The organism is Streptomyces sp. NPDC005281, assembly GCF_040607495.1.
GTDB lineage: Bacteria > Actinomycetota > Actinomycetes > Streptomycetales > Streptomycetaceae > Streptomyces.
Window position 1 is genome coordinate 17,244 of the sequence record NZ_JBEXGX010000039.1, and the last position, 24,422, is coordinate 41,665.

The window sequence follows — 24,422 nt, forward strand, 5'->3', positions numbered from 1 at the left end:
TGATCCGGATAAGCCTATCCCGCAGCACGGGCAGGAGAAAACGATGCCGACACACACGATGAGGGCGGTCCGCCTCCATGACCACGGCGGCCCTGAGGTTCTGCGATATGACGAGGTGCCGATTCCCGAGCCGGGGCCGGGCGAGGTGCTCGTCCGCGTGCACGCGGTCGGCATCAATCCTCCGGACTGGTACCTGCGCGGCGGGCTGACCAAAATGCCTGGGGAGACAGAATCGACGGTCAGCCTGCCGGTGATTCCTGGGACGGACGTGTCGGGCGTCGTCGAGGCTGTCGCCGCGGACGTGGACGGCCTCGCCGTAGGTGATGAAGTCTTCGGTCTTCTGCGTTTTCCCAGCTTCGACGGCAGCGCATACGCGGAGTACGTGGCTGCGCCCGCGTCGGACCTCGCACGCAAGCCGGTCGGCATCGACCACGTGCACGCCGCCGGGGCTCCCATGGCCGGGCTCACCGCGTGGCAGTTCCTGATCGAGGTCGGACACGATCACCCCTCGCCCTTCCAAGAGGCGCGGCATCGCCCGACGGCACTCGACGCCGACACGACGGTGCTCGTCAACGGCGCCGCGGGCGGCGTAGGGCACTTCGCACTACAACTGGCGAAATGGAAGGGTGCACGTGTCATCGCGGTGGCATCGGGCGCGCATGAGTCGTTCCTGCGCGAGCTCGGCGCCGACCAGTTCATCGACTACACCAAGAGTCGTCCTGAGGAACTCGTGCACGACGTCGACCTCGTTCTCGACACCGTCGGCGGCTCCGACAGCAAGCGCTTCCTGACTACGCTCAAGCGCGGCGGCTCCCAGTTCCCCGTGCTTCCCGGGGACTTCGACGAAGAAGAGACCGCGAAGCTGGGCGTCACGGTCTCGAGCGCCCAGGTCCGCTCGAACGGCGCGCAGCTTGCCGAACTGGGGCGCCTGCTCGACGCGGGTACGGTCCGCGTCGCGATCGACAGCACGTTTGCGCTCGCGGATGCCCGAGCCGCGCACGAACGCGCCGCCCGAGGGCACATCCAGGGCAAGATCGTACTCACGGTCGCTTAGGAACGAGCCGTTTCCCCGACTCGTCCGGCGCCCGTCCGCGGGGCACCGGCGGCCATCGAGACGTCGACGCGGAGAGACTGGGGCGCGCCTGGCGACCAAGGCGGTCGCGATGTTCGCTGTGGCGAACGGAGCCGTCGAGGACTCCGGGAAGCCCGTCCCACCTGGCGAGCGGCTCACCCACCTGACAGACCGTCACCCCGACGCCAATCGGCTCCGCTGTCGCGGCGGCCACAATGCCCACCGTGGCTTCGTATGTGAGCGAGTGGTGCCGTCAGTTGTTCACGGCTTGGGGGCACCCAGATCCATGGTCGAGTGATGCTCACGAGTGTTGAAGTCACTGCGGGCCTTGCCTCGGGAGCGTCGAGGTGCTCCTGGTGAAAGGCCTTCCCGAACAGGCAGGTTCACGGGCGACGGCCCACCCGCTCGGCGGACTGCTGGGCGCTGTCGGGCATGCTCACCCGCCTACGTTCGCCGCGTACCAGCGTCCGCATGATCCCCGCCCCCGTCAGCACAGCCGTGACGTGCAGCACCACGGCGACCGCGATGTTCTCCGGGTAGCTGACGTCGCTCGGGTGCGCCAGCGCCACGTACACCGTGGCCGGCAGCCTCCAGCCGCTCCACGCGAACATCGAGCCCGATCCCAGCCACGCCAACGCAAGCAGGAGCGGATACGGCAGCCGGGTCGACCGGCGCCGGACGAGAGCCAGTACGGCGACGGACCCGACGAGAGCCCAGCCCGCGCTGACCCCGACCAGCACATGCCAACTGGCCGGCCGCTCATCGCGGTGCGCGATGCCCAGGGGGCCACCGGCCGCCCAGTAGAGCCAGACCAGGCCGGTCGCGGCCCCGGTCACGGCGGGCCACACCGCTCCTGAGGAGGTGCGGGTGCGGGGCGGCTCCGGCCGGCGCAGCGCGTGGGGCCAACGCCGCCACAGATACGCGGGAAGTGCGATGGCCAGCGCGATCCCGGTTCCGACGAAGCTGCACTGGAGCAGCACCGCTTCCCAGCCCGGCATCGCCGCGTCACCCCCTGAGGTCCTTGAGCCTCCCGAACTGCTCGTGCCGGAGTTCACAAGCGCGCTGACGACCACGAACGGCAGGATCGACACCAAGAACCCCGACCCGACCCAGGCAAAGAATCCCACCAGCCAGCCGGAGATCCGCATCCCCCATGGCCGCACCAGCGCCAGCCCCAGCGTGATCCCGGCCGCAGCCATCCCGATCGTGACAGTGTTGAGCACCAGCCACCCACCAAGGCTGAACCCCCGCCCGACCGGCAGCAGCCCCAGTAACGAACCGACCACCCACGACACCTTGATCACCAAATACGGCACGAGGGCCGCCGCAGCCCCGTACGCCGCCGCACGCCCGATCCGGTCCCCACGCTCCACCGCGTCTCCCTCCGCTGGAGATCCCCATCCTCCGGCGCCCGCACCCCCTCCGCATCAGCCCCCAGGCTCGTTACCGTCCTCCGCCGGTCTGACTCGCCCCTCCGCCCTGCGGGTCCCCCCGCAGTGCACCACGGCGTTGCGGCCCGAGCCGTATGCAGGCACCGGAGCCTCCTGAAGTCATCGCAGTTGACCATCAGCAGCCGGGCATCGGGCAGATACCCCAGTAACTCACTCAATCCTCTGCAGGCTGACGGCCGCGGGGCCGGTGGCCTCACGCACGCCCGCAGTGTGAGACCCGGCCAGACATCGCGCACGGGAACATAACCACCTCGGAGCGACGGGTCATGACCCGGCGGGGACATGACCAAGACGGCAGCGATCAGTGTGATTCGCATGCTCGCGATCGACCGGGCCATCAGCCGGCAGCGGATCGGGTCCGATCGCCTTTTCCAGGCGGGTCTGGACACGCGCAGGTCCGCAGCCGGGCCGTCATCCGTCTTCGGCGTGGTGGTGGCGCGTCCGGACGGAACGGCGCGGGCGGCGGCGTCCGTGTCGACGGCGTCGGTCTTGCCCCGCTTGCGCCTGGTGGCACGATCAGGCTGGTTGACCTCGATGACCTGGATGTTCTCCTGCCGCAGGAAGCACCGCAGGTCGACGAGTGAGGTCGATTGGCCCGGGCGGTAGCCGGTGTGCGCCGCCGCCCGCCCGGCGTACCGAGCGCGGCCCGTGTGGGCAGAGGGCGACGGCCCGGCGGGGACACGGTCCCCCCCCCGCCGGACCGGCCACGTGACGGATCAGGGAAGGTAGTTGTTGCTGAAGGCGTCGGTGGCGGTCACCGGCTTGCCCAGCAGACCCTGCTCCTTCATGAAGCTCGCCATCCTGGCCCAGGTCGCCGGATCGTTGTGACCCGGCTTGCCGGAGGCCGGCGGCTTCATCAGCGGCGTCGTGGCCTTGAGGACCGCGAGCGCGGAGTCCTGCTGCTTCTGGTCGTTCATCCCCGGTATGTAGGTCTTGCTGATCTTCACCGCCTCGTCGGGGTGCTCCAGGGTGTACTGCACACCGCGGAGGGTGGCCGCGACGAACTTGCGCACCTCCTTGCCCCGCCGGCCCAGCGTCTTCTCCGTGGCGCCGAGCCCGGCCGCGACCAGCGGGAGCGCCGTCGTGCCGGAGGTGCCCTCCACCGGGCGGACCTTGATGCCCGCCTGCTGGAACTGGACGGCGTCGTTGTTGAGGTAGCCCATGACCGCGTCCACCTTCTTGCCGGCCAGGGCGGCCTGCTGGGTGAAGCCGATGTTCTGGACCTTGACGTCCTTGGTGGTGAGCCCACCTGCCTTCAGCTGTGCGAGCAGTCCGAAGTAGGTCTCGCCGTACGGGCCGGGAGTGCCGATGTGGCGGCCGCGCAGGTCCCGGACCGTTCGTATGGGGGAGTCCTGCGGCACCAGCATCGCCACCGGGTAGGTGTGGTAGAGCGTCGCGACGTCCACTACCGGCATGCCCTTGGCCCGCGCCTGGAGCATTTCGTCGCCGCCGGCGTAGACCACGTCCTCCTTGCCGGCCGTCATGCCGCCGAAGAGGTCGTCGGTGAAGCTGTGGTGATGCAGGTTCACCTTGAGCCCGGCGTCCTTGTAGAAGCCCTTGCTCTCGGCCACGTAGAAGGGAGCGAACTGGATGTTCGGGATGTAGGTGAGGCCGACCGTGAGGGTCTTGCCGCTCTTGCCGTCAGCGGGCTTGGAGGCGGTGGGGTCCGCGGTGCAGGCGGGGAGTACGGCGCTGCCCGCCAGTACCAGGGCGAGAGCCCCCACGGATCGTCTGCTGATCTTTCGCATGCGCATTCGCGTCCTGTTCGTGTCGTGTCGTGCGTTGTCGTAGGGCGTCTTGGCTTGTTGGGCAGCGCCGCAGGAGGCACGGGCGCTAGCGTTCGACGGCGAGCTCGGCCAGGCGCACCGTGCCGTAGGTGACGGCGGCCAGCAGGGTGAGGGTCAGCAGCGTGACGAACAGCCCGGTGGAGTCCGCCTGGCCGCGCTGGACGGCGAGGAGCTGCCCGAGCCCCTCGCCGCCCATGACGAACTCGCCCACCACCGCCCCCGTGATCGACAGGGTGCAGCCGGTACGCACTCCGGCGAGGATGCTCGGCAGGGCCAGCGGGAATTCGATGTGCCGCAGCATCCCCCAGCGGCCGACGCCGTCGACCCGGGCCGCGTTCAGCACGTCGGGGTCCAGTTCCCGCAGGCCGAGCACGGTGTTCACGAGCATCGGGAAGAAGACCATCAGCGCGCAGAGGATGGCGATCGGCAGCAGTCCGTACCCGGCCCACAGGGCGAGGAGCGGTGCGAGTGCCACGGCGGGCACCGCCTGCGAGGCGGCGATGTACGGCTGTAGGGCCTTGGCTGCGAGCGGGCTGCGGGCCATCAGGTATCCGAGCGGAAGGGCGGCTGCGATGCCCAGGCCGCTGCCGGCCGCGCTCTCCACGACGGTCTGCCAGGTGTAGTCGAGCAGCCCGCCCTCCGCCACCGCGTCGGCGAATCCCCGGGCGACCGTGGCCGGCGCGGGCAGGAAGAACACCGACACCGTTCCGGTCCTGGTGACCGCCTCCCAGACGCCGAGCAGCAACGCGCCGAACACCAGCGGTGGCAGCACGGCGCCCGTCCGCCCCCTCGTTCGGCTCCTCGGCTGTGCGGCCGGGACGGGCCAGGCAGTCGCTCGTGCGGGGCGGTCGGCAGTGGGCCGCGGGGCCGCGGTCGTGCTCTTCGGCTGTGGCACTGCTGCTCCTTTCGTCTCCCCTGCGGTGGGGCGGTCGGTTCTGCGGGCTGCGTCGGCCCGGCCGTCGATGTGTGCTCATGGTTCCTGGCGGCGCAGCAGGAGCGTTGTGCCGCAGATGGCCATAGCCCCCGCGGCGAGGGCCAGCCAGCCGGCCGTGGTGCCGGTCATCGTCACGACCGCGATGCCCGCAGGCGGTCCGGCCGCCGTACCGGCGCTCCAGGCGAGCGAGGACAGCGCGCTGCCCCGGCCGAGCGAGGCCGGGCCGGACAGTCGTACCAGCAGCGGGAAGAACGCCGAGGAGTACGCGATCTCGCCGATCGCGAAGAGGGTGGCGAACGCCGCCAGCAGGGCCGTTCTCACGGTGCCGGGGTCAAAGGCCGTGGCCAGTGCGCCGGCGCCGAACGCCGCGCACCACAGCAACGGCGCCGCCATCAGAGCGGTGGACTCCGCGAGCCGTTCGCAGCGTGCGCCGACCGGGTGCTGGAGCAGCAGCAGCGCGAAGGCGTTGCCGGCCGTCACCATGCTGACCCCGGTCAGACCGATGCCCATGCCGTGATGCAGGAGCAGCGGGACGGTGGCCTCGATCTGGGTGAAGCCCGCCGCGGCGAACAAGGCCTGACCGAGAAGCAGCAGCACCAGCGGTCGGCTGCGTACCAGCGCGCGGTAGCTGTCGACCCCCGGAGGCGACCCGGGCGACGGACCGGCGGGACGGGCGCGGCGCATCCGGTGCGCCGCGAGGAACACCAGGACCAGCGGCACCGAGCCTGCCGCGCCCGCCTCGTACATCTGCCGCAGTGCCCCCGTCGAGCGGGCGGCACCGGCGAGCAGCAGACCGCCGCAGGTGGCGCCCGCTCCCATGCCGACGTTGGTCATGACATGGCGCAGGACGAAGGCCCGGCGTTGCAGCGCGGCGGGGACCAGGGCGCTGACCACGCCGGTGATCGCCGCGTACTGCAGTCCGTAGCCGATGCCCGCGAGCACGCCCGATGCGGTCACGGGTGCCATGCCGCGGGCGGCGCCCAGCAGCGCGTAGGCGAGCACGAGCGAGGACGTGCCGACGGCTCCGACCGCCGCCGGGCTGCCGCGGTCGGCCCGGGGGCCGCCGATCACCGCGGCGGCGCATCCGGCGACGGCCATGGCGACGAAGTAACCGCCGGCGCCCGCACCGCCCAGCCCGAGCTGGTCGCTGATGAAGATGCTGGTCAGCGGGAACACCAGGCCGATGCCGGCGCTGGACACCAGCAGCCCCGCCATCAGCGCATGGAAGAGCCCGCCGAGGCGCTCGGGCGCCGGCTCGGCGTCCGCCGCCGACCTCCCGACCCGGCCGGTTCGCCGGGCCGCGGTCACTGTGCGGCCAACGCGTCACGCAGGCGCAGGAGTTCGCGGACCGGGGCGAGGTCGAACGGACCGGGGAGCGAAACGATGATCTCCGTGGCGCCGGCCGCCGCGAAGTCCTCGGTCAGTCCGGTCTGCGGGGTGTCGATCATGACGGTACGGCCGATCTCGCGGGGATCGCGGCCGATTCGCTCGCACCACTGGTCGAGCAGGCTGTTGCGGTTGCGGAACTCGGCCACCGGGTCGGTGGAGTCCCAGCCGTACCAGTTCCACAGGTCGGCGTGCCGCGCGACGGCCGCCAGGGTGCGCTTCTCGCCACCGCCGCCGATCAGCAGCGGCAGGGGACCGGCCGGTGCCGGATTGAGGCGGCCCAGACGTTCACGGATCGCCGTCACCGACGCTTCGAGGGCGTCGATCCGGGCGCCCGGGCCGAGGAAGGGGTAGCCGTACTCCTGGTGCTCCTGCTCGAACCAGCCAGCGCCCACACCGAGCACCAGCCGGCCGCCGCTGAGCAGGTCGACGGTGCGTGCCTGGTCGGCGAGCAGGTGCGGGTTGCGATAGGCGGTGCAGGTCACCAGGGAACCGATGGTCGCGTGCCGGGTCTCGACGGCCATCGCGGCCAGCAGGGTCCAGCACTCGTAGTGGCGGCCCTGGGGTTCGCCGGTCTGGGGTATGAAGTGGTCCCACGTCCACAGCGAGTCGACACCGAGGTCGTCGATGGCGCGCCATGCGGCGCGCAGGTCGGGCAGTTCGCAGTGCTGCGGGTGGAGCTGGGCACCGATCCGCAGGGCGGGGCGGCTGGTGGGGGAGGTGGTCATCGGGTGTCTCCTGGTACGGCGTGCCTGGCTTGGCAGGCGGGGCTCGGTCGGCGTGGTTCAGCGCGGCTCGACGAAGACCCGGTAGACCGGCGACCGGGAGCTTTCGACCAGCGCCTTCTCCACATCACCCAGTTCATGGCGGGAGGTGATCAACGGCGCCAGCCGGCCCGCGAGCACGCCGCTGCGCAGCAAGGCGGCGGCAGTACGCCAGTCGGCGGGTTCCTGGCTGTAGGAGCCGGTGACGGTGAGCTGTCGGCGGTGCACCTCGTAGCCGGGCAGAACGGCATCCGGGGTGTCGTGAGAGCCGCCGAACAGGACGATCCGCGCCCCGTCGGCGGCTGCCCGGAACGCGGTGGCGATCGCCTCGGGGGAAGCAATGGTGATGAACACGACGTCGGCGGAGGGCAGTTCGCCGGCATCCTGCGGGGTCACCGCCTGGTCCGCACCGGCCGCGAGGGCGGCCTGCCGGCGCTCGGCGTCGGTCTCCACAACCGTGACCGACCGGGCCTGCTCGTGCTGGGCGAGCAGTAGATGGAGACGCCCCATGAACCCGGCGCCCACCACGGTGACCCGGTCGCCGGGCCGGAAGGCGCCCCGGCGGAAGGAGTGCACGACACATGCGAGCGGCTCGCCCATCGCGGCGTGCACGGGGTCGGCGTCACCGACCGGCCAGGCGTGAGCGGCCGGCACCCGGACGTACTCGGACAGGCCCGCCCCCATGCTGATGCTGCCGTCCGGCAGCTGGCTGCCCTGCGGTGACGCGCAGACGGCACTGTCGCCGGCGCGGCAGTTGCGGCAGGCGCCGCAGCGGGTGAGCAGGTCGAGGGTGACCAGGTCGCCCACGGCGGGCGCGTCCTCGAGGGCGGCGGCACGCGCACCGACCTGCTCGATGCGGCCGGACACCTCGTGCCCGGCGGCGACCGGGTAGACGGGCATCTCCCCGGTGTAGAGCCTGGCCTCCATGGTGCACAGGCCGCAGGCCGCGATCCTGACGAGCACGTCGTCCTCGCCGATCTCGGGGACCGGGGTGTCACTGATCTCCACCGAGCCGGGGGAGGTGACTAACGCGATGCGCATGGGTCCTGGTTCCTTTCGTCGTGCTGTGCTGTGAGGGGCGTTCCGAGGACCACAGAAAGGTGCAACGGGGGCGGCCCGACGGACCGGCGGCCCCGCAGGGCCGGGGGACTTCGCTCGTCGACGCGGGCTCCGGCCGTCCTGCGGCGCAGGGGAGTTCTGCGCGCGGCGCAGGACGGAGGCAGCTCGGGAACGCACGGTCAGCGAGCGGTGGGGGCACCCGTCCACACGGGAGGTGTCTCCCAGCCGGCCGGGGGCTGCCACTGCGCCCACGCCTGGTCCCACCAGGGCGTGTTCCGGGCGAGCAGTTCGGCGACCCGGTCACCTTCGGCGCGTACCGCGGCGGCCTGCTCGGGCGTGAAGCCGCCGGTGCGGGCGCGCTGCTCGAACTCGTCGACGTCCTTCCACCGGTACGGCCCTCCGTCGGCGGGGACCCACAGGTCGAGTTCGTGGTCCAGGGTGTCGAAGCCCGCCGCGGTCCTGCGGTACGGGTCCTGGAAGTTGATGTACCACCCGGAGAACTCGCCGGTCGCCTCGTCCCGGAAGACCCAGACGGCATAGGCGTCGCCGGGGCGCTGGAGCTGGAGGACGCTGCGGCTGCGCCAGTGGTCGGCCACGTCCTGCCAAGGGTGGGGACCCCAGGTGAAGTCTCCTTCACCGAAGGAGAGCCGGGTTCCGTGCGCCAGATGCACCGCGAGCAGATCAGACCGGTCGGCGACCACCCGGACCGGGTAGCTCAACCATGTCCGTCCGTCGAGGACTTCCCGGCGCAGGATGGTCGTGCCGGGTGCGAACCGGCCGGGCTCCGCGGTCCCGGCTTCGTTGTCGGTGGGCTCGACTGAACGCAGCGCGCCCTCAGAATTGTTGCGCATTGAAGTATTGCTCCCCCGTATTACACGGATCCGGCATTGCGTGGACCCGAAATGCCCGCTTCGCCGGAGGGTCGAACTCGCCCCGCAGTCCCTTGTTCGCCGAAGCAAGCAACTGATGCCGAGCCGACCTTTACTGACGGGTAGTTAGCGGCGTGCGGATCGTAGGCACAGCCGCGAGACGTTGGCAACTCTTTTGGAACGGCGCGCCGTTCGCCTGTCGGGCGATGCGTGATGCAGGCCACAATGACTGGATTTCGCCGATGTCTTGTCAAGATCACGCGGAGTGTGCAAGGTTAACGGAAGTTATCACGAACGTTTGCGCACTCCGGGGTCGGTGAAATTCCGAACCGGCGGTTACAGTCCGCGACCCGACCGCCTCCAGCGGCCGGTTGACCAGGTGAAATTCCTGGACCGACGGTGAAAGTCCGGAAGGGAGGCAGTGCGCGGCGAGCAGGGTCGTTCCCGATCTCTGTGGAAGTTCCGCATGTCCTCACGGGGACTGCGGCGCCCCGACGGGAAAGTGTCACGTGCCCTTGCGCTCGTCGCGTGTCCCAGGCCCCGGAAGTCCGCGCCGCCAGCGCGAGGAGAGACTCCGATGGGCCGATTGCCGGGCAGTGCCCCTGCCGGCGTGCAACCCCGCCCGACCGGTCGCAGCGCCGAGTTCCAGGTGTGTGGGGCCCGCTTAGCCGACCTCGCTTCCACCGAACGCTAGGACCACGGGCATGACCACTACCGATTCGATGCCGTCTCCCACCGCCGGGGACGCGCAGCCGCTCGATCCGATCGACCATGCGATCGCGGAGATCGCCGCGGGCCGGGCGGTCGTCGTCGTCGACGACGAGAACCGCGAGAACGAGGGCGACATCGTCTTCGCAGCCGAGCTCGCCACCCCTGAGCTGGTCGCCTTCGCCATGACCGAGTGCCGGGGCCTGCTCTGCGCCCCGATGCCGGGAGGCGATCTGGACCGGCTGGAGCTGGATCAGATGGTTCCCCGCAACACCGAGAGCCACCGCACCGCCTTCACGGTCTCCGTCGACGCCGCCGTCGGCATCAGCACCGGGATCTCCGCTGCGGACCGGGCGCTGACCCTCCGTCTGCTGGCCGAACGGAAGAGTTCACCCGGCGACTTCGTGCGGCCCGGACACATCTTCCCGCTGCGGGCGCGTGACGGCGGCGTGCTGGTGCGGCCCGGTCACACCGAGGCCGGTGTGGATCTGTGCCGGCTCGCCGGGCTGCGCCCGGCAGCGGCCGTGTGCGAGATCGCCAACTCCGACGGCACCATGGCCCGGCTCCCGGAGCTGCGCGACTTCGCCGAGCGTCACGGACTTGCCCTGATCTCCGTCGCCGCCCTCATCGACCATCTGCGGCGGACCGAGGGGTCGGCCCCCGTGTGCTCGGCTCAGCCGGGAGCGGTCCTGGGCTGACCGACGGGGGAGTACCACGGGGGAAGGACCACGGGCCCGGCAGGCCCGCAAATGTCTTGCACAGAGCATTTGCCGGGCCTCGTTCCTTCGTGCCCCAATTTGCGAATCCTTATGAATTCACCAAGAGTTCCCGTGGGCTTTGACATTGCGCCGGTGGGCATTCAATACTCGAAAGTGACCACGAGTCAGGGGGAGGAACTGGCATGCTCGACAAGGGCGCCATAGAAATACTCAGAGGAATTTGGGAAGAGGTACTCGGCATTCCGGTCGACGATGTCGACGCCGATTTCTTCGACCTCGGCGGTGATTCGCTGCTGGCGCTGGCGATTTCCACCCGCGCCATCGAATCCGGCCTCGCGATGCCGCGGTCCGCAGTTCTGCGCCGCAGCACGCTCCGCGAGCTTGCCGAGGCGGTCGAGGCTCCCCAACTGTTCGAACGTGCCTGACCGATGGCGATCGTTGTCGTCTACGACCAGGGTGCGGCCTCGCCACGCGAGATCATCGGCCGTTTGGGCACATCGGAGCCCGTGGTGGTGGTGCTCGCGGACTCCGCGCACGCCCGCCAGATCCGCCCGCTCCTGGAGGAGAACTGCGCAGGTCTCGTGTCGTTGGCCGACGGTGAGGACGCCGTCGTCGCCCGGCTGCGCGCCGTTGGGGCCAAGGGCATCCTGACCTTCAGCGAACGCATGCTCACCGATACCGCGTTACTTGCGGCACGGCTCGATCTTCCGTTCAACACCCCGGAAACCGTCAAGGGGTTGACCGACAAATCCGTTCAGCGGCGTCGGCTGCACGAGGCCGGCGTGGACGCCGTCCGCAGCGCGGTCGTCACCACCGCCGGACAATGGCCGGACGCACTGGCACAGGTGGGTCTGCCCGCCGTGGTCAAACCGGTGCGCGGTGAAGGCAGCCGGAACACGGTCCGGGTGACGGACCCCGACCACGGCGCCGCCGTGATCGAGGAGTTTCTGCGCACCGAACCGGCCCTGGTGGTCGAGGAGTTCCTCGAAGGGGCCGACTGGGCCCCCTTCGGCGACTATGTCTCCGTGGAGAGCGCCGTCACACCTGATGGCCCGCGTCACTTCGCGGTGACGGGCAAGCTGCCGCTGGCACCTCCCTTCCGGGAGTCGGGTCAGTTCTGGCCCGCGCCGCTGCCGCCCGAGCAGGAGGCCGAGGTGGTTGCTCTGGCCGATGGCGCACTGCGCGCACTGGGCGTCACCCACGGCCTGGTCCACACCGAGATCAAGCTGACGCCCGCCGGGCCCCGCCTGATCGAGGTCAACGGAAGGCTCGGCGGGAAGCAGATCGAACTCGCCACACGTGCGGCGGGGCTCGATCTCGTCGCCCTGGCAGGTGAGCTGGCCCTGGGACTCAGCGCCCCGCCGGCCCCCGTACGTCCGGATCGGGTCCACTTCCAGTGCTACGTGCCCGGACCCACCTCCGGCGGCCTGCTGGAACGTGTCGACGGCGCCGCGGCGGTACGGGCACTGCCCGGGATCGCCGCCTATCGCCCCACTGTGCGGCCCGGCACGCTGCTCGCCGGTGGCACCGGCACCGTACTCCTCGACATGACATGCGGCTCGGCCGACAACCACCAGGCCATGATCGCGCTGGTGGAGCAGGTGGTGAGCCATCTCGCGTACGAGTTCACCGTCGACGGGCGGCGCGTCCTGCGGACCGCCCGGGACCTGCTCGTCAACCCGTAGAGCGGGCCCGGTTCCTCCGGACCCGTCCGCCGGGCCCCTCCCCGGCCGGTGAACGGCGTCTCGACCAACCTGTTCCGACGTTCCGTCATTTCCATTCCGTCATTGACCCTGGAAGGCTCATGCCTACCCTCAGCGCGGCCGCAACCGGGTTCCTGAAAGATCTCGTCCCGGCGCCCGGCGCCGAGCGCCGGATGGGTGTCCTCACACTCGCCCAGTCGCTCGGCACCGGCCTCTTTCTGACGTCCGGCGCCATCTTCTTCACCAGAACCGTCGGTCTGTCCCCCGAGAGCGTCTCGGTGGCCATGTCGGTGGCCGGCCTCTGCGGGTTCCTCGCCACCGTCCCGGGCGGCAGGGTCGCGGACCGGTTCGGCGCACGCCGGCCGCTGGCGGCGAGCTACATCCTGCTGGCCGTACTCTTCGTCGGCTACGCGTTCGTCGACAACATCGCCGCGTTCGCGGCCGTCGCGTGCGCCATCGCCGTGTGCGAGACGGTCGGCAGCCCGCTGCGCGCGGCCCTCACCCATGCCCTTTTCGGCTCCGCCAGGTCCGCGAATGTCCGGGCCCGTATGCGCAGTCTGTTCAACCTCGGTTTCACCGGCGGAGCTGGACTGGCCGGAGTCGCCCTCGCCACCGACTCGCGGGCCGCCTTCGTCCTGGTGGTGACCGCCAACGCGGTGCTGCAGTTCGCCTGCGGCATCCTCGCGCTACGGCTGCGGCCGAGCGGTCCTGAGGCGGTGCCGGCCACAGAGCGCTCCTGGGCGGCCTTCCGGGACGGCAGGTTCCTGCTGGCCACCGTGCTCACCGGGATCCTCGAGCTGTTCCAGCCCGTGCTCGCCGTGGGCGTACCGCTGTGGATCGTCAACCGCACCGACGCGCCGGTGGCCCTGGTGGCGGTGCTGACCGTGGTCAACACCGTCTTGGTCGTGCTGCTCCAGGTCGCCGTCGGCAAGGGGTCGGACACCGTGTCGGGCTCCGGCCGCCTGCTGCTGCGGGCCGGCCTGCTGATGGCGATGGCCTGCTGCCTGTTCGCCGGGTCGGGCGGCACCACGACCACCTGGACCGTCGTCCTCCTGATCGCCGGCACGGTCGTGATGACCATCGGCGAGCTTGCCCAGTCCGCCGGCGGCTGGGGTCTGTCCTTCGGCCTTCCGCCCGAGGGCCGGATGGGCGAGTACCAGGGGGTGTTCGGCCTCGGCCGAGGCCTCCAGCAGTTCTTCGGACCCGCCCTCGTCATCATGCTTCCGCTCGGGATGGGCACCGCCGGGTGGCTGCTGCTGGCCGCCGTGTTCCTGGTTTCCGGCCTCATCGCCATGTGGGCCTTCGCCCGTGACAAACCGTCAGGCAGGAATCCGAGCCCTGTCCCCACGCCTTCATCGTAGGAGTACCACGTGAGCCCTACCAACGGCAGCTATCCCTCCTTCCGCAGCGTGCTCGCCGCCCATCCGCTCAGCCGGATCGCTGGGGCGCACTCCGCGCTCGGCGCCGTGATCGCCGAACAGGCGGGCTTCCAGGCCGTCTGGGCCTCCAGTTTCGAGATCTCCGCCGCACGCTGCCTCCCCGACGCCAGCCTGCTGAGCATGACCGACTACCTGGAGGCGGCGGCCAACATCCAGAAGGCGCTGTCCGTCCCGGTGGTCGCCGACTGCGACACGGGCTTCGGGAACAGCATGAACGTGGCCTACATGGTCGGCGAGTACGAGCGGGCTGGCATCACCGCCGTGTGTATCGAGGACAAGATCTTTCCGAAGATGAACAGCTTCGCGGCTGCCGACCACAGCCTGCTCGACGTGGGTGAGTTCGCCCACAAGATCGAGACGGCCAAGAAGGCCCAGCGTCACGAGGAGTTCTTCGTCATCGCCCGCACCGAGGCCATGATCAGCGGTCTCGGCGTCGACGAGGCGCTCAAGCGCTGCGCCGTCTACGCGGACGCCGGCGCCGACGCCGTGCTGGTGCATTCCAAACAGGCGACCAAGGACGAGGTCGTAGCGTTCCTCGACCAGTGGGACGACCGCCTGCCGGTGGTGGTCGTGCCCACCACTTATCCCGACTGGCACGCCGACGAGGCCCACGCCGCTGGCGTCTCGGCCGTCATCTACGCCAACCAGGGACTGCGGGCCACCATCACCTCCCTGCGGGCCGCCCTCGGCTCGATCTACGAGACCGGGCACTCGGCCCACCTGGAGGACAGCATCGCCGGGGTCAAGGACGTCTTCGAGCTCCAGCGGCTCGACCAGTGGCAGGAGTTCACGGCCTGATGGCCGGCTCTCCGCAACCGCGATCCGACCAGCGAAGGGACCACACGTTGTCGTCGCAGGACGCGGCCCTGGTGCGCCGTCAGGCCGCACGGGCCCGAGCACTCGCGCTGACCACCGTCAGCACGGCCGGCACCGGCCACATCGGAGCGGACCTGTCCGCTATGGACATCCTCTGCGCGCTGTGCTTCGGCGTGCTGCGCGGCGGACCGGACGACCCGGACCGGGACCGCTTCATCCTCAGCAAGGCGCACGCCTCCGCCGCCATGTACAGCGTTCTCGCCCTCAAGGGCATCCTGCCCGAGGAAGAGCTGGCGACGTACGGTGGCGCCGGCTCCCGCCTGAGCACGGTGGTCTCCACGCGTGTACCCGGCATCGAGTTCAACACCGGCTCGCTCGGGCACGGCCTGTCCCTCGGGGTGGGCGCTGCGCTGGCCGCGCGGGTCCAGGGTTCCGACCGCCGCACCTTCGTGCTGACCGGCGACGGCGAGCTCCAGGAAGGCAGCAACTGGGAGGCCGCGATGCTCGCGGCGTCCCGCAAGCTGAGCAGCCTGGTCGTGATCGTCGACCGCAACCTCGCCCAGAAGGGCGCCAGCACCGAGGACATCAACGCCCTGGAGCCGCTCGACGAGAAGTGGCGCTCCTTCGGCTGGGCCGTGCGGATCGTCGACGGCCACGACGTCGGGGAACTGCTGGAGGTCCTCCGCGCCGCACCGCTGGAGGAGTCCAGGCCGACGTGCGTGATCGCCTCGACCGTCAAGGGCAAGGGCGTCTCCTTCATGGAGCGCAACCTCGAATGGCACAGTCGCCGGCTGACCCCCGACCTTCTCGACCAGGCACTCCGGGAGCTTGAGCATGGCATCCACAACTGACTGCGCCACGGCCTTCTCGGCCGCGCTGCTGGACATGGCACACGGCGACGAGCGGATATGCATCGTCAACAACGACTCCGCCGAGACCCACTCCGCCCTCGGGTTCCAGTCCGAACTGCCCGACCGCTTCGTCGATGTCGGCATCGCTGAGCAGAACCTCGTCGGCGTCGCGATCGGTCTCGCCAACGCGGGTCTGCGCCCGTTCGTCTACTCCGCCTCCTGCTTCCTGACCGCCCGCGCCCTGGAGCAGATCAAGAACGCCGCCTACACCAACGCGAACGTGGTGTTCTGCGGGTTCGTCAGCGGCCTGGCGTACGGCGCGCTCGGCGGCACGCACCACGCGGTCGAGGACCTCGCCTGGATGCGGGCGATCCCCCGGATGACGGTGCTGGCCCCCGCCACCCCGGTGGACACCGTGGCAGCCCTGCGCGAGGCACTGGCCCACGAGGGCCCGGTCTACATCCGGATCGTCAGCAAGCTGGACACACCGGAGCTGTTCCCGGCGGACCACAACTTCGTCTACGGCGGGTCCGTTCAGCTCCGGGAGGGCGACGACGTCACCCTCGTCGGCACCGGACTGCTCACCAGCCGGCTCGTGGAGGCCGCGGACCTGCTCGCGGCGGACGGCGTCGAGGCCGGAGTCCTGCACCTGGGTTCCGTCCAGCCGATCGACGCGGAGGCGATCGGCCGGGCGGCGTCCCGCAGCGGACGTCTCGTGGTGGCCGAGGACCACGTGCTCAACGGCGGACTCGGCGGCGCGGTCGCCGAGGCAGTCGTGCGCACTCACCCCGTGCCCGTGCTCCAGATCGGCGTACCCAACGAGTACGCGCCGATCGGACCGGCCGAGCACCTCTACGAGCACTTCGGCCTGACCGCGCAGGGCGTGGCGAAGCGGGTACGGGAGTGGTTGTCATGACGGTGCGTGTGGCCGATTACGTGGCCTCCTATCTGCACGCGCTGGGCGTGGACACCTGCTACGGCCTGTCCGGCACCGGTTCCATCCACCTCGACCAGGCCTTCGCCCAGCAGCCCGGACTGGTGAGCATCTGCGCCCGCCACGAGACGGCGGCCGCGCTGATGGCAACCGGCGCGGCGAAACTCACCGGCAATCTCGGAGTCGCGCTGGTGACCAGCGGACCCGGCGCGGTCAACGCGCTGGCCGGCCTCGTGGACGCCTACGCCGACGGTGTCCCGGTGCTCGTCGTGTCCGGGCAGGTCGAGACCCGGCACATGGACGAGGGCGCACGCTCCTTCGGGGTCCAGGGCTTCGGCGTGGTCAGCAGCGCCCGCAGCATGACCAAGTACGCCGCGGTCGTGGAACGCCCCACCGACATCCGGATGCACCTGGACGAAGCCGTCCGGCACGCCCTCGACGGCCGGCCCGGCCCCGTCTGGCTGGACATTCCCCTCGACGTGCAGGCGGCGACGATCGACCCCCACGCCCTCCAGGGCGCGCTCCCCGCGGCCGGCGAACCGCGCGGGGCCGGAGCCCGGCAGACCGCCCGGCAGCTGATGGCCATGCTGCGTTCCGCCGAGCGGCCGCTGATCGTGGCAGGGCAGGGCATCCGCCAGGCCGACGCGGTCGCGTCGTTCCGGGACATGGTCGAACGGCTGCGGATACCGGTGGTCTCCTCGCGGCTGGGCACCGACCTGCTGCCGTACGACTCGGAGTTCTGCTTCGGACAGGGCGGCATACGTGGCCGCCTGTACCCCGGCCTGATCATGGGCCGCTCCGACCTGGTGATCTCGCTGGGCTCCAGCCTCTCCACCGCCTTCGTCGGCGAGGACGCGGACGCCTTCGACCCGGACGCCACCGTGGTCGCGGTCGACATCGACCCCTCGCAGCTGGTCAAGAAGGGCGTCCGGGTGGACTTCCCGGTCTGTATGGACGTCGGTCTGCTGGTCGAGGCACTCCGGGCGGAGGCCGCCGAAGCGGCCGTCCCCACCGCGCACAAGGCGTGGCTCACCGACTGCGCCGAGCTCAAGGCCGCCCATCCCACCGTCGGCGAGCACCCGCCCGGCGGGCCGATCAACTCCTACGGCTTCATCGGCAGGCTGGAGGCACACACCGGAGCGGACCATGTGTTCGTGGTCGACACCGGCAGCGCCTACTACGTGACCGGCCAGACGCTGGAGTTCACCACCTCCCAGCGGGAGATCACCTCCGCGGCCTTCCTGAACATGGGTGCAGCCGTCCCGATGGCCGTCGGTGCCGCGTTCGCCCAGCCGCGGGCCCAGGTGCTGGTGATCGTCGGCGACGGCGCGATCGAGCTGAACATCCAGGAGCTGGCGACCATCAGCCAGTACGCGCTGGACATCAAGGTGTTCGTGCTGAACAACGGCGGCTACGCCTCGATCCGCGAGTCACAGGCCGCGATCACCGGGGGGCCCGAGCTGCCCGAGCCGGAGACGCTCGACTTCCGTGCGGTCGCCGCCGCGTTCCGGTTGCCGTACCGCACCTTGTCGCGCACGGACACGCTGGACACCGACATTGCGGCGGTGCTGGCCGAGGACGGACCCGCGCTGGTCGAGGTGATCTGCGACCCCGAGCAGCAGCTGCTGCGGCCCCTGCGTGCCGACGGCGGGCTCCGCGCCCACGACGGCGCGTCGGTCGCCCCCCTCGTCACGGAGATGGAACTCAACCATGCGTGAGACGCTCAAGGCATCCTGGAACCAGCGGCACCGGCTCGGGCAGACCCGAGAGGACGCCGGGCGGGGCGTGTTCAACCCGCACCACAGCAACCTGCCGTTGACATTGCACGGCGCGCTCGACCTCGAAGCGCTCAACCGCGCCTGGCACGCGCTGCAGATCAGGCACCCGGTGCTGTTGAGCGGTTTCGACACCGATGCCGCGCTGTGGCACGTCGGGGCGGCCCATCCGGGCGACATGCTGCGGCTGCCGACCGCGGCGACCGTGGAGGACGACCTGGCGGCCGTCCGAGCGGCCGTCGCCGAGCCGTTCGATCTGGTCGACGGGCCGGTGTCCCGGCTGGTGGTGCTCCCGCGCTCCTCGCAGGAGACCTACTTCGCCCTGGTCACCGAGCACTTGGTGAGCGACGGCTGGTCGCTGAACGTGCTGATCCGTGACCTCGCCGCACTGTACGGGCAGGAGACCGGCGCGCCGGTGCCGGAGCTGCCGCCGATCGAGCTCACCTTCCAGGAGTTCGTGCGGCGCCAGAACACGACCATCGCGTCGGCCGGCGGCCGGTCCGCACTGTCCCGGCTGGCCGAGCGGCTCGATGGGATCGGCGCGATCCCGGCCATGCCGATCAACGGGTTCACCGGTGCCACGGGCATCCGCTACGAACGCAAAGAGGGGTTCACCCGCCGACTGCCCAAGCAGCTCTGCCAGGATCTCGCCGCGGCGGCCCGTCCGCTGCGGATGACCGGACTGAACCTGATGCACGCCGCGCTCCACCAGGCGCTGTTCAAGCTGTCCGACCGGCCCGCGGTCGCCACCACCCTGTCCACCGCCAACCGGGAGCTGCCCGGACTCACCCACACCGCGGGCTGGTTCGCCAGCAAGACAGTGCTGGCCAGTGAGCCCGGCCGGTACCCCACAGCGTCCGAGTACCTGCGCCACTTCCGCGAGCAGGTGCTCGTCACCCTGGACGACAGCCACCTCCCGTGGCCCGCCCTGATCGACCTGATGCACCCGCAGGCGCTCGGCCGGCAGTCCATCGTCCCCTACGTCACCTTCAATGCCCGGCCGATCGCCATGCGCCGCAGCGTCGGCGAGATCGACTTTCCGGGCGTGGTGACCTCGCCGTTGAAGGTGTCCGTCGGCTGGCACGACGCCTCCATCGCCACCTTCTGGGACGAGGACGAGGACGGCGTCACCGTCGCGGTGATGCACAAGACGGACTGGTACACCACGGCTGACGTGCTCGCGCTGTGGGACACCGTCGAGCTCCAACTGCACCGCTGGGCCGAGGAGTTGCGCCCCTCACCGGGCGTCCCGGCCCCGACCGTCCGAAACCGCTGACGAGAGGTTCCGCCATGCATGGTGCCACCATCCGCGAGTCGACCGTCAAGACCGAGATCGGACAGGACTGGACGCCGCTCACCGACGAACAGTTCGAGGACTACGAGCAGAACGGCTACATCCACCTCAAGGGGCTGTTCACACCCGAGGAGGTGCAGCGCGGCCTCACCGTCATCGACGAGGTGATCGCCCAGGACGAGCGCACCATCGAGAACCACGCCGGCTTCGCCGACCGCACCCACACCGTCCCCTCGCTGTGGCACGCGGTGGTGCCGAACAAGATTCAGGAGCGCAAGACCTTGATCCTGCGCTACGGGCACCTGTGGCACCGCCCGCACGACTACGTCCAGCAGCGGGCCGAGGTACTGGAGCGGGTGTCGCCGCGACTTCGGCGCATGTCCGGCGACTTCGGCGACAACGTCCATCCGACCGACTACTGCAAGTCGGTCGACCAGGGCGACGTGATGGCAGTCGGTGGCAGCTATGGCGGGAAGTGAACTGCCGGCGGACCTGCGTTCGCTCCCCGAGCTGTTCGCCCGGGTCGCCGCCGAGCGCGGTGACGCGCCCGCGGTGGCAGGGGACGGCCGACAGGTCGGCTACGCCGAGACCGGACGGTCGGCCGAGACCGTTGCCGCACTGCTCACCGCGGCCGGCATCGGCCGCGGCGACTTCGTGGGAGTGCTCCTGGAGCGCTCCCTGCGAGCGCCGTCCTGGATCCTCGGTGTGCTGAAGTCCGGGGCGGCGTACGTGCCGCTCGACCCGTCCTACCCGGCGGAGAGGCTCCGGTACATGGCCGACGACGCCGGGCTCGCGGCCCTGGTCGGCGACCCCGACCGGGCCGCGGTCTGCGGGCTGGACCGGTTGACGGTCATCGACCCGGAGGTCAGCCCGGTGTCCGCGGCCGACTCGGCGGCACCGCCCGGTCCGGATGATCCGGCCTATGTCATCTACACCTCCGGATCCACCGGTCTGCCCAAGGGCTGCGTGGTGACCCACGGCAATGTGCTCGCCCTGCTGCGGGCCGGTCTGCCGCTGTTCGACCTGGGTACCGACGACCGGTGGACCCTGTTCCACTCCGCCTCCTTCGACTTCTCCGTCTGGGAGCTGTGGGGCGCGTGGGCCACCGGCGGTACTGCGGTCGTGGTGCCCGCCGAGACAGCCCGGGCACCCGAGGAGTTCCTGCGGCTGCTGACCGACGAGCGAATCACGGTGCTCAACCAGGTCCCTTCCGCCTTCCGCTATCTGACCAGGGAGTACGCCGACTCGGGGGCCCCCGCCTCGGCCCTGAGGTACGTGGTCTTCGGCGGCGAGAGCATCGACCTCGACGTGGTCCGTGCGTTCCTCGCCGCCGCGCCGGCGCCCGCGCCGGAGGTGGTCAACATGTACGGCATCACCGAGATCACCGTGCACGCCACTCATCTGCGGCTGACCGCCGAGCACCTGGCCGGGGAGGTCAGTTCTCCCATCGGCAGCCCGTTGCCCCACCTGTCCATCGAACTGCGCGACGACGCAATGCGGCTGGTCGAGGACGGCGAGACCGGCGAGATGTGGGTGGCGGGCGCGGGAGTCGCCGCCGGCTATCTCAACCGGCCCGAGCTCACCGCCGAGCGGTTCCGCACCATCGACGGCCGCCGCCTCTACCGCACCGGCGACCTGGCGCGCCGACTGCCCGACGGGCGGCTGGCCTACCTGGGCCGCAACGACCAGCAGGTCAAGCTGCGCGGACACCGGGTCGAACTCGGCGAGGTGGAGGCCGGCCTGAGGGCCGCTCCGCAGATCTCGGACGCCGCCGCGCTGGTCATCCGCGACGGCATCGGCAACGACCTGCTCACTGCCCTGGTCGTCCCGGCCGAGCCCGGCGAACTGGACATGGCGGCCCTGCGCCGGCACGCCCGCACGACCATGCCGGCGCACCTGGTGCCCACCCGGTTCCACCGCGTCGGCGAACTGCCTCTGACCTCGTCCGGGAAACTCGACCGGCGCGCCCTCGCGGAGTGCGCGGCCGAGGCAGCCGTGCCGCGCGCACGCATCCTGGTCGTCGACCCCCTCGACAGCGGGGCGCGCTAGGAGCTGCGCCGGCGCCACGACGTGACCGTGGCACTGCGCCCGCCCGCCGATTACCCGGCGCGGCTCGTGCGTGACAAGGAGGTGATCGTGCTGCGCAGCGGCGTACGGCTCGACGCCGACGTCATCATGGCGGCCGACCGGCTCACGGTGATCGCACGGGCCGGCTCCGGGGTCGACAACATCGACCTCGAGGCGGCCAGGAAGGCGGGCGTGACCGTCTTCCTGGCCGCCTCGAGGTCTCTGCCCCACCAGTCGCGGAGCTGGACTCGGTGAACGCAGCCCTCGCCGGGCGGGAGGTGGCCACCGCATGCTGACGGACCAGCAGGAACAGGTGGTCAGCGCGGTGCCGGCCGACTACGGCCGCATCGAGACCCGGCGGACGTCACTGCCGCCGGTCACCGAGGGTGAGCCGCTGGTCAGGTCCCGTCCACCGCGAGCCCTCCGGCCGGACCAGAGGTCAGGCTGGGGGCTTACGGTGTGACTGGGCGTCAGAATCGGACAGTACCCGCCGCCTTGGTGCGTCCTACGGCGTGCGGAAGGAGTCCGCGTAGATGTGCCGGATGAGGTCGGTGTCGATGTCCGGGGTGGGATCGTTGTCGAGATTTCCGCTGATGCCGTCGACGAACGTGTCGATGTCGCGTGCGGTGAACCCCCAGCCCTCCAGTCCGGTCGCCAGCCCCGCCGTGTCCAGCACGCCGGAGACGGCTTGGTGGATGTCGTGGTGGCCCAAGGCCTCGGCGACGTCGGCGAAGCCGTCCTTGGCGTGCGGCTGGACGGTGCGCAGCCAGGCAGGGTAGAGCAGGGCCAGGCCCCTGCCGTGCGGTACGTCGATCCGCCGGACCGCGCCCATCGCCTGCTGGAGGCGGTGCGGCAGACAGGTGCTCGCGCAGGCGACGTTGACGCCGCCGAGCAGCGCGGCGTGGGCCATCGCCTCCCGGGTCTGCGGGCTGGTGCTCCCGGCGGCGACCAGGGGCAGATGGTCGCGGATCAGCGCGATCGCGTGCCGCGCGTGGGACCGGCTCTCGTCGGTCGCGCGGGCCGCCACATAGCCCTCGATCGCGTGGGCGAGCGCGTCGAAGGCGGTCTCGACGGCGACCGCGACCGGGAGCGGCGCGGTCAGGTCCGGGTCCACGACGGCGACTTTGGGGAAGATGTCGTCGCCCCGGATGCCGGACTTGAAGCCCCGGACCACATCGGTGACGATGGCCCCCTTGGTGACCTCCGACCCGCTGCCGGCCGTCGTCGGCACGGCGATGACGGGGAGGGCGGACGGTGAGGCGGCGAGCGTCTCGCCGATGATGTCGCGCACGGTGTCGTACGGGCCGGCCACGGCCACGGCCTTGGCCGCGTCGATGGCGCTGCCGCCGCCGAGGCCGATCACGACGTCGCAGGACCGCGACTTCGCCAGCGCCACGGCCTCGTCGATCTCGTCGGACCGGGGGTTGGCGCTGATCTTGTCGAAGACGGTTACCGACAGGCCCGCCCGCCGCAGCGAATCCGCCGCCCGGTCCAGGAAGCCGTAGCGGCGCATCGCGGTGCGCCCGCACACGATCAGCGCGTGCCCGCCCCACTGGGCCGAGAGCGCGCCGACCTGGTCCAGGGTGCCTCTCCCGAAGACCACGTGGGTGGGTACGGGGAACTCAAGCCGCATAGTCACCGACTCCCTTCTTCCGGTTGTCCTCGAGTGCCTCGATGACGGCGCAGGTGCCGTCGGCGAGGTAGTGCAGTGCGGAGCCGCCGCCGGTGGACCGGGGACCGGTCCAGGGAAGCTCCGCGACGGTGTCGCCGCCGAGCAGCAGGGTGTGCGCCTCGCCGGGTTCACGGGCGCCGAGCACCGCTGCCGCGGCGCGGTGGTTTCCCTCGGCGTGTCGGCCGGGGGTACCGGCCACCAGGACCCGGCCGGCCTCCCGTACCGCGTCCACCGCCCACCGCTCGAGGTCGAAGTCGACGATGGCCCAGCCCTCCGGGACCCCCTCCTCGACGCCTACGGTCCGGGTGGCGCCTTCGGGACCGGTGATCAGGACCGTACGGGGCAGGTGGATGCGGGCCCGGTGCCGGCGGCCGAGTACGGTGCGTGCCACGGCGGCGCAGCGCTCGGCCTCGGTGCCCAGCTCCGAGCCGCCGATGGCGTAACCGCTGACCGCCAGAAGGGTGTTGAGCACCACCCCGCCGGGGATCACCACGTCGTACGCGCGTGTCAGGCTCTCCAGCCCCACCACCGTCTTCTCCGCCTTGACGCCGCCCAGCACGGCCACCGAACCGGCCGCCCCGCCACCGGCCGCCCACGGTCGCAGCAGCTCGGTCTCACCCAGGAGGCTGGAGGCCGCGTAGCCCGGCAGGAAGTCGAGGATGCCGACGTTGGAGGCGTGGCGGCGGTGTGCTTTGGAGAATCCGCCGACCGCCACCCGGTCGCCCAGGCGGGCGAGCGCGGCGGCCAGTTCGCGGTCGCCGCGTTCCTCGCCCGCCTCCAGCCGGACGTTGCCGAACAGAGCGATCTCCCCGTCGCGCAGCTCCGCCGCCCAGATCTGGGCCTGCCGCGAGGAGCATTCCGGCAGATAGCGAACTTCCCGGCCCAGGCGCCGGCCGAGGTACCCGGCCAGATAGTCCAGGTGCCGGGCCGTGCCGTCCTTCGCGCTGCCCTGGTGGCTGAGGAGCGCGACCCGCGCGCCCGCCGCGGCCAGCCCGCGCAGGTCGTCCAGCTCGGTGTCGATCCGGCCGGTGTCCGTCAGCGCGGGGCCGACGTTGAACCCGGCGGAGTAGACCCAGCGCTCTCCGGGCACGACGGGATGATCGCGCAGCAGCCGCATGGTGC

At 70.8% G+C, this 24,422-nt stretch carries 23 protein-coding genes, 1 pseudogene and 1 riboswitch; of the genes and pseudogenes, 15 read left to right on the plus strand and 9 right to left on the minus strand.

The window, feature by feature from the left end; all coding sequences use genetic code 11:
- The first annotated feature begins 43 nt into the window (after positions 1 to 43).
- Positions 44 to 1,054, plus strand: coding sequence for an NADP-dependent oxidoreductase (locus tag ABZV42_RS36200; RefSeq protein ID WP_356055718.1), 1,011 nt, complete (start codon positions 44 to 46; stop codon positions 1,052 to 1,054).
- Between the two features lie 401 nt (positions 1,055 to 1,455).
- On the opposite strand, the gene ABZV42_RS36205 is transcribed toward ABZV42_RS36200, so the two are convergent.
- Positions 1,456 to 2,445, minus strand: a complete 990-nt coding sequence (locus ABZV42_RS36205) for a hypothetical protein (RefSeq protein WP_356055719.1) — start codon at positions 2,443 to 2,445, stop codon at positions 1,456 to 1,458.
- Between the two features lie 360 nt (positions 2,446 to 2,805).
- On the opposite strand from ABZV42_RS36205, the gene ABZV42_RS36210 reads away from it, so the two are divergent.
- Positions 2,806 to 3,129 (plus strand): hypothetical protein, encoded by a 324-nt coding sequence (locus tag ABZV42_RS36210; RefSeq protein WP_356055720.1) that lies wholly within the window; start codon positions 2,806 to 2,808, stop codon positions 3,127 to 3,129.
- Positions 3,130 to 3,239: 110 nt separating this feature from the next.
- Here ABZV42_RS36210 and ABZV42_RS36215 read toward each other — a convergent pair whose 3' ends face one another.
- From ABZV42_RS36215 to ABZV42_RS36240, 6 genes are all read right to left on the minus strand, one after another.
- Complete coding sequence (locus tag ABZV42_RS36215; protein ID WP_356055721.1) at positions 3,240 to 4,271, minus strand: ABC transporter substrate-binding protein; 1,032 nt, start codon at positions 4,269 to 4,271, stop codon at positions 3,240 to 3,242.
- An 85-nt stretch (positions 4,272 to 4,356) separates the two neighbouring features.
- On the minus strand, positions 4,357 to 4,941 hold the full coding sequence (locus tag ABZV42_RS36220; protein ID WP_355988689.1) for an ABC transporter permease subunit: 585 nt from the start codon (positions 4,939 to 4,941) through the stop codon (positions 4,357 to 4,359).
- 339 nt (positions 4,942 to 5,280) lie between these two features.
- On the minus strand, positions 5,281 to 6,459 hold the full coding sequence (locus tag ABZV42_RS36225; RefSeq protein ID WP_356055722.1) for an MFS transporter: 1,179 nt from the start codon (positions 6,457 to 6,459) through the stop codon (positions 5,281 to 5,283).
- 89 nt (positions 6,460 to 6,548) lie between these two features.
- Complete coding sequence (locus tag ABZV42_RS36230) at positions 6,549 to 7,358, minus strand: LLM class F420-dependent oxidoreductase (RefSeq protein WP_356055724.1); 810 nt, start codon at positions 7,356 to 7,358, stop codon at positions 6,549 to 6,551.
- A gap of 57 nt (positions 7,359 to 7,415) precedes the next feature.
- The gene (locus ABZV42_RS36235) at positions 7,416 to 8,435 is read right to left on the minus strand and encodes an alcohol dehydrogenase catalytic domain-containing protein (protein WP_356055726.1); all 1,020 of its coding nucleotides are present in this window, start codon (positions 8,433 to 8,435) and stop codon (positions 7,416 to 7,418) included.
- 197 nt (positions 8,436 to 8,632) lie between these two features.
- Entirely contained in the window at positions 8,633 to 9,304 is a 672-nt protein-coding gene (locus tag ABZV42_RS36240) for a DUF402 domain-containing protein (RefSeq protein WP_356055728.1), read from the minus strand.
- Between the two features lie 316 nt (positions 9,305 to 9,620).
- Positions 9,621 to 9,751, plus strand: a riboswitch (FMN riboswitch).
- Positions 9,752 to 10,026: 275 nt separating this feature from the next.
- On the opposite strand from ABZV42_RS36240, the pseudogene ribB reads away from it, so the two are divergent.
- The 13 genes and pseudogenes from ribB to ABZV42_RS36305 form a co-directional block, all read left to right on the plus strand.
- A pseudogene (gene ribB, locus ABZV42_RS36245) lies at positions 10,027 to 10,677 on the plus strand (3,4-dihydroxy-2-butanone-4-phosphate synthase); the annotation flags it as partial.
- A gap of 254 nt (positions 10,678 to 10,931) precedes the next feature.
- Positions 10,932 to 11,174: a phosphopantetheine-binding protein gene (locus ABZV42_RS36250; protein ID WP_355988604.1), complete on the plus strand. Its 243-nt coding sequence runs from the start codon at positions 10,932 to 10,934 to the stop codon at positions 11,172 to 11,174.
- A gap of 3 nt (positions 11,175 to 11,177) precedes the next feature.
- On the plus strand, positions 11,178 to 12,434 hold the full coding sequence (locus ABZV42_RS36255; RefSeq protein ID WP_356055730.1) for an ATP-grasp domain-containing protein: 1,257 nt from the start codon (positions 11,178 to 11,180) through the stop codon (positions 12,432 to 12,434).
- Positions 12,435 to 12,553: 119 nt separating this feature from the next.
- Positions 12,554 to 13,813, plus strand: coding sequence for an MFS transporter (locus ABZV42_RS36260; protein WP_355988608.1), 1,260 nt, complete (start codon positions 12,554 to 12,556; stop codon positions 13,811 to 13,813).
- A gap of 9 nt (positions 13,814 to 13,822) precedes the next feature.
- The gene (locus tag ABZV42_RS36265) at positions 13,823 to 14,689 is read left to right on the plus strand and encodes an isocitrate lyase/phosphoenolpyruvate mutase family protein (RefSeq protein WP_355988610.1); all 867 of its coding nucleotides are present in this window, start codon (positions 13,823 to 13,825) and stop codon (positions 14,687 to 14,689) included.
- A gap of 47 nt (positions 14,690 to 14,736) precedes the next feature.
- Positions 14,737 to 15,558, plus strand: a complete 822-nt coding sequence (locus tag ABZV42_RS36270; protein WP_355988612.1) for a transketolase — start codon at positions 14,737 to 14,739, stop codon at positions 15,556 to 15,558.
- The gene (locus tag ABZV42_RS36275; protein ID WP_355988614.1) at positions 15,542 to 16,474 is read left to right on the plus strand and encodes a transketolase C-terminal domain-containing protein; all 933 of its coding nucleotides are present in this window, start codon (positions 15,542 to 15,544) and stop codon (positions 16,472 to 16,474) included. Before ABZV42_RS36270 ends, ABZV42_RS36275 begins: the two co-directional genes overlap by 17 nt.
- Complete coding sequence (locus tag ABZV42_RS36280) at positions 16,471 to 18,210, plus strand: thiamine pyrophosphate-binding protein (protein WP_355988617.1); 1,740 nt, start codon at positions 16,471 to 16,473, stop codon at positions 18,208 to 18,210. The genes ABZV42_RS36275 and ABZV42_RS36280 overlap by 4 nt, the downstream gene beginning before the upstream one ends.
- On the plus strand, positions 18,203 to 19,543 hold the full coding sequence (locus tag ABZV42_RS36285) for a condensation domain-containing protein (RefSeq protein WP_356055732.1): 1,341 nt from the start codon (positions 18,203 to 18,205) through the stop codon (positions 19,541 to 19,543). Before ABZV42_RS36280 ends, ABZV42_RS36285 begins: the two co-directional genes overlap by 8 nt.
- Positions 19,544 to 19,557: 14 nt before the next feature.
- On the plus strand, positions 19,558 to 20,040 hold the full coding sequence (locus ABZV42_RS36290; RefSeq protein ID WP_356055734.1) for a hypothetical protein: 483 nt from the start codon (positions 19,558 to 19,560) through the stop codon (positions 20,038 to 20,040).
- Positions 20,027 to 21,610: an amino acid adenylation domain-containing protein gene (locus ABZV42_RS36295; protein WP_356055736.1), complete on the plus strand. Its 1,584-nt coding sequence runs from the start codon at positions 20,027 to 20,029 to the stop codon at positions 21,608 to 21,610. Before ABZV42_RS36290 ends, ABZV42_RS36295 begins: the two co-directional genes overlap by 14 nt.
- A gap of 27 nt (positions 21,611 to 21,637) precedes the next feature.
- Positions 21,638 to 21,883 carry a hypothetical protein gene (locus ABZV42_RS36300; RefSeq protein ID WP_356055738.1) on the plus strand — a complete coding sequence of 82 codons (246 nt, stop codon included), beginning with the start codon at positions 21,638 to 21,640 and terminating at the stop codon, positions 21,881 to 21,883.
- A 34-nt stretch (positions 21,884 to 21,917) separates the two neighbouring features.
- Positions 21,918 to 22,091, plus strand: coding sequence for a hypothetical protein (locus ABZV42_RS36305; protein WP_355988631.1), 174 nt, complete (start codon positions 21,918 to 21,920; stop codon positions 22,089 to 22,091).
- Positions 22,092 to 22,133: 42 nt separating this feature from the next.
- Here ABZV42_RS36305 and ABZV42_RS36310 read toward each other — a convergent pair whose 3' ends face one another.
- Together ABZV42_RS36310 and pgk are read right to left on the minus strand one after the other, a co-directional pair.
- Positions 22,134 to 23,261: an iron-containing alcohol dehydrogenase gene (locus tag ABZV42_RS36310; RefSeq protein WP_356055783.1), complete on the minus strand. Its 1,128-nt coding sequence runs from the start codon at positions 23,259 to 23,261 to the stop codon at positions 22,134 to 22,136.
- Positions 23,251 to 24,417, minus strand: a complete 1,167-nt coding sequence (gene pgk / locus ABZV42_RS36315; RefSeq protein WP_356055785.1) for a phosphoglycerate kinase — start codon at positions 24,415 to 24,417, stop codon at positions 23,251 to 23,253. The genes ABZV42_RS36310 and pgk overlap by 11 nt, the downstream gene beginning before the upstream one ends.
- Positions 24,418 to 24,422 lie beyond the last annotated feature (5 nt).